Here is a 4,924-nt window from a genome sequence, read left to right on the forward strand (position 1 = left end):
AGGACGCTGCGAGCCCTGGCCGGTGAACAGGAACGCCGACTTCCCCGCGACAGCCCACTCCCCCGCCGCCACCTCCCCCAGCCGGGACAGCAACTCCTCCCGGCCCGAAGCCACCACCACCGCCCGCCGATCCAGCAACGCCCGCGACGCCACCAGCGAATACGCCACATCCGCGACCGACAACTCAGGCCGCGCCACCAGATGCGCCCGCAGCCGTTCCGCCTGCGCCCGCAACGCCTCGTCGTTCAGCGCCGACACCACGACCGGCAGCGGAACCGCGGGCGCGGTCCGTTCCTCCGTCACCGGCTCCTCAGCCGGTGCTTCCTCCACGATGATGTGCGCGTTCGTACCGCTCACGCCGAACGACGACACACCCGCACGACGCGGACGACCCTCGACTGACCACTCCCGCGCCTCGGTCAGCAACTCAACCGCGCCCGAGTCCCAGTCCACGTGCGGCGACGGCTCGTCCACGTGCAGGGTCGGCGGCAGCACCCCGTGCCGCATCGCCATCACCATCTTGATCACACCGGCGACGCACGCGGCGGCCGACGTATGACCGATGTTCGACTTGATCGACCCCAGCCACAACGGATCCCCGTCGCGTTCCCGGCCGTAGGTCGCCAGCAGGGCCTGCGCCTCGATCGGGTCACCGAGCTTCGTACCGGTGCCGTGGCCCTCGACCGCGTCCACCTCGGCCGGGGACAACCCCGCGCTCTGAAGCGCCTGCCGGATGACCCGCTCCTGGGAGGGGCCGTTCGGCGCGGTGAGCCCGTTGCTGGCGCCGTCCTGGTTGATGGCGGTGCCGCGGACCAGTCCGAGGATCCTGCGCCCGTTGCGCCGGGCGTCGGACAGCCGCTCGAGCACCAGCATGCCCAGGCCGTCGGAGAAACCGGTCCCGTCCGCCGACGCCGCGTAGGCGCGGCACCGCCCGTCCGTCGACAGACCGCGCTGACGGCTGAACTCCCGCAGCATGAACGGGCTGGGCATCAGGGTGACACCACCGGCGAGCGCCAGCGAGCACTCCCCCGCGCGCAGGGCTTGCGCAGCCATGTGCAGGGCGACCGCGGAGGAGGAGCAGGCGGTGTCGACGGACACCGCGGGGCCCTCCAGGCCGAACAGGTAGGAGACGCGGCCGGAGGAGACGCTGCCCGAGCCTCCCGTGAGCTGGAAGCCCTCCACGTGGGGAAGGCTTTTGTCCGGTCCCACGCCATAGTCGGTGACGCTGAGGCCGAAGTAGACGCCGGTGTCGCTGCCGCGCAGTGAGGTCGCGTCGATGCGGGCGTGCTCGAAGGCCTCCCAGGACGCCTCCAGCAGCAGCCGCTGCTGCGGGTCCATCGCGGTCGCCTCACGCGGGCTGATGCCGAAGAACTCGGCGTCGAACTCCCCGATCCGCTCCACGAAACCGCCGCCCTGGGCGTAGACCTTCCCGGGCTGGTCGGGGTCGGGGTCGTAGAGCCGCTCCAGGTCCCAGCCCCGGTCGGTGGGGAGCCCGCTGATGGCGTCACCCCCCGAGGCCACCAGTTCCCACAGTTCCTCCGGCGACGTCACGCCGCCCGGGTAGCGGCAGCTCATGCCGACGATCGCGAGCGGTTCGGTCGCCCGGTACTCGGTCTCCTCGAGCTGTGCTCTGGTCTCGTTGAGTTCGAGCGCGACTTTCTTGAGGTAGCGGACGAGCTTTTCCTGCTGATCGATGTTGTCCGTCATTTCCCTGTCCCCCGTTACTCGTCGCCCAGATCGACATCGATCATCTGGAAGATCTCCTCCGCGGTGGTGGCCGCTTCGATCCGCTCCCTGGCGTTCTGCTTCTTGTCGCTCTGGGCGTCGCCGGCGGCGGAACCGATGCCGGACAGCAGGGCACGCAGGCGCTTGGCCACCCGCTGCTGCTCCTCCGCGGAACTCGCCGCGAGCATGTCCTCGAGCTTCCTCACCTCCTGGTCGATGAGGGGCTCGGCCGGCTCCCCGGCGCCGATCTCCGACAGCAGCAGGTCGGCGACCGCGATCGGCGTGGGGTGGTCGAACACCAGGGTGGCGGGCAGGCGCACTCCGGTGGTCTGGGTGAGCCGGTTGCGCAGTTCGACGGCGCTCAGTGAGTCGAAGCCGAGCTCCTTGAAGGCGCGTTCGGGGTCGACGGACGCCGCCGAGGCGTGCCCGAGCACACCCGCGACCTGTGCCTGGACCAGTTCGAGGACGATCCGTCCCCGGTCGGCCTCCGGTGCTCCGGCCAGCCGCTGAGCCAGCGCCGCCGTACCCGAGTCGGCCACCCGGGCCGGAGCGCGCACCAGCCCCCTCAGCAGCGGCGGCAGCATCCCCGCCCGCGCCCGGGCTCGCAGCGCCGTCGTCTCCAGCAGCACCGGAGCCACCACGGCCGCGTCCACGTCCAGCGACTGGTCGAACAACGCGGGACCCGTCTCGGCGGTGAGCGCACTGATACCCATCCGCTCCAGGCGGGCCAGTTCGGCCTCGTCCAGTTGCGCGGCCATGCCCGCGGTGTCCGTCCACAGGCCCCACGCCATGGACACCGCGGGCAGACCCGCGGCCCGCCGGAGCCCCGCCAGGGCGTCCAACGTCGCGTTGGCGGCGGCGTAGTTGGCCTGGCCGGGGCTGCCGATGAGCGCGGACACCGACGAGAACAGGACGAACGCCGACAGGCCCGCGTCGGCGGTCAACTCGTGCAGATGCCACGCCGCGTCCGTCTTCGGCCGCATCACCCGCTCGATCTGCTCGGGCGACAGCGACTCGACCACGCCGTCGTCGAGCACACCGGCCGCATGCACCACCGCCGTCAGCGGACGCTCCACGGAGTCGAGCGCGGCAGCCAGCTGTTCCCGGTCGGACACGTCGCAGGCGACCACGCGGGCCTGGGCGCCGAGTGTCCCCAGCTCGGTGACCAGCTCGGCGGCGCCGTCGGCCTCCGGGCCACGCCGGCTCAACAGCAGCAGATGACGTACCCCGTGCGCGGCGGCCAGGTGACGGGCGAACACCGCACCCAGACCACCGGTACCACCCGTGACCAGCACGGTGCCCTCCGGGTCGAAGGCCTGCGGCCGGTCGGTCACCGCCGTGGAGGCACGGGCCAGCCGCGGTGCCAGCAACCGGCCACCCCGCACCGCCAACTGCGGCTCCTCCGAGCCCAGCACCGCACCCCAGTCCGGCTCATCGCCGTCCAGGTCCACCAGGACGAACCGCCCCGGGTGCTCCGACTGCGCACTGCGCAGCAGACCCCACACCGCCGCCTGGGCGAGGTCCGGAGCTTCACCGTCGACAGACACCGCACCCCGGGTCACCACCACCAGCCGGGCCTCACCCAGCCCCTCACCGGCCAGCCACCACTGCACCAGCCCCAACGCCTCAGCGGCGGCCTGCCTGGCAGCGTCGGCCACGTCGCCGTCGGGGGTACCGACCGAGGCCAGCACCAGCTCCGGCACGGGGCCGCCGTCGGCCACCGCCCGCTCCACGTCAGCCACGTCACCGAGCACCGCGACCCGTGCGGGCCCGCCCGTGGTCACGGTCACCGGCATCCAGTCGAGCCGGTGGACCGACTGTCCACCACCGCGCCGCAGGCGCTCCAGCTGCGCGGGGTCGACCGGACGCATGTCCAGGCGGCCCAGGCTCAGTACCGGCTCGCCCTGCTCGGACACCGCGTCCACGCGCAGCGCCGCGTCACCGGCGGGCGAGATCCGCACCCGAACCCGCGACAGGCCCGTACGCCCGATGCTCACCTTCGACCAGGAGAACGGCAGGATCGTCGCACCGCCGCCCGACCCCTTCTCAGCGAAGGCGCTGTGCAGCGTCGCGTCGAAGAGTGCCGGGTGGAGGCCGAAGCTCTCACCACCGGTGTCACCGGGCAGGGCGACGTCGGCGAACACCTCGTCACCCACACGCCACGCCGCACGCACACCCTGGAAGACCGGCCCGTAATCGAACCCGAGCTCCGCCATCCCCGCGTACAACACATCCCCGGACATCTCCACACCGCCGGCCGGCGGCCACTGCACCGGAACCCACGACACCGGCATGGTGTCCCCGGCAGCCAGCCAGCCCCGCGCGTGGCAGGCCATCTCGGCCTGCTCCCCCTCCCCACCCTCGAAACGGGCGAACACCGCCACCTCACGACGACCGTCCTCACCCGCGGCACCGACGGTCACCCGCAACTGAACGGCCGCCCCCTCCTCCAACAGAAGAGGCGCCTCCATCACCAACTCGTCCACCACCGGCACACCCACCCGACGACCGGCAACCGACGCCAGCTCCACCCACGCCGTACCAGGCACGATCACCGCGCCCAACACCACGTGATCACGCACCCACGGCTGCGACTCGACGGACAACCGCCCGGTGAACACCCACTCGTCACGATCACCGACCTGCACGGCCGCCGCCAGCACCGGATGCTCGACCCGCTCCAGACCAGCCGCCGCGACGTCACCGGGAGCGGTGCCCGGGGTCAGCCAGAAGCGCTCGCGTTGGAAGGCGTACGTCGGCAGGTCGACCCGCTGGGCGCCGGTGCCGGCGTAGTAGGCCTCCCAGTCGACTGCGAGGCCGGCGGTGTGGGCGCGGCCGAGGAAGGTGGCGAACGTCTCCCGCTCGCCGTGCTTGGCACGCAGGGCGGGTATGAACGCCGCCTCGGTGTCCTCCACGCACTGCCGGGCCATCGCGGTCAGCACCGCGTCCGGCCCCAGCTCCACAAACCGCCGCACCCCCAGATCCCACAGCGTGCGCACACCATCGGCGAACCGCACCGCCTGGCGCACATGCCGCACCCAGTAGCCGGCGTCGAACACCGACACCACTTCACCCGTCACATTCGACACGACCGGGATGCGGGGTTCGGCATACGTCAGCCGCTCCGCGACGGTACGGAACTGCGCCAGCATCGGCTCCATCCGCGGCGAATGGAACGCGTGCGACACCCTCAGCCGGG

At 72.0% G+C, this 4,924-nt stretch carries 1 protein-coding gene and 1 pseudogene; both read right to left on the minus strand.

The annotated features are described in order from the left end of the window. Nucleotides 1-1,596 (minus strand): annotated as a pseudogene (locus tag KUM38_RS28505) (type I polyketide synthase); the annotation flags it as partial. Nucleotides 1,597-1,721: 125 nt separating this feature from the next. Then, nucleotides 1,722-4,924: SDR family NAD(P)-dependent oxidoreductase (locus KUM38_RS28510; protein WP_217133379.1), on the minus strand; the 3,203-nt coding region annotated here is incomplete at its 5' end.

The organism is Streptomyces sp. AC558_RSS880, from assembly GCF_019049255.1.
Classification (GTDB): Bacteria; Actinomycetota; Actinomycetes; order Streptomycetales; family Streptomycetaceae; genus Streptomyces.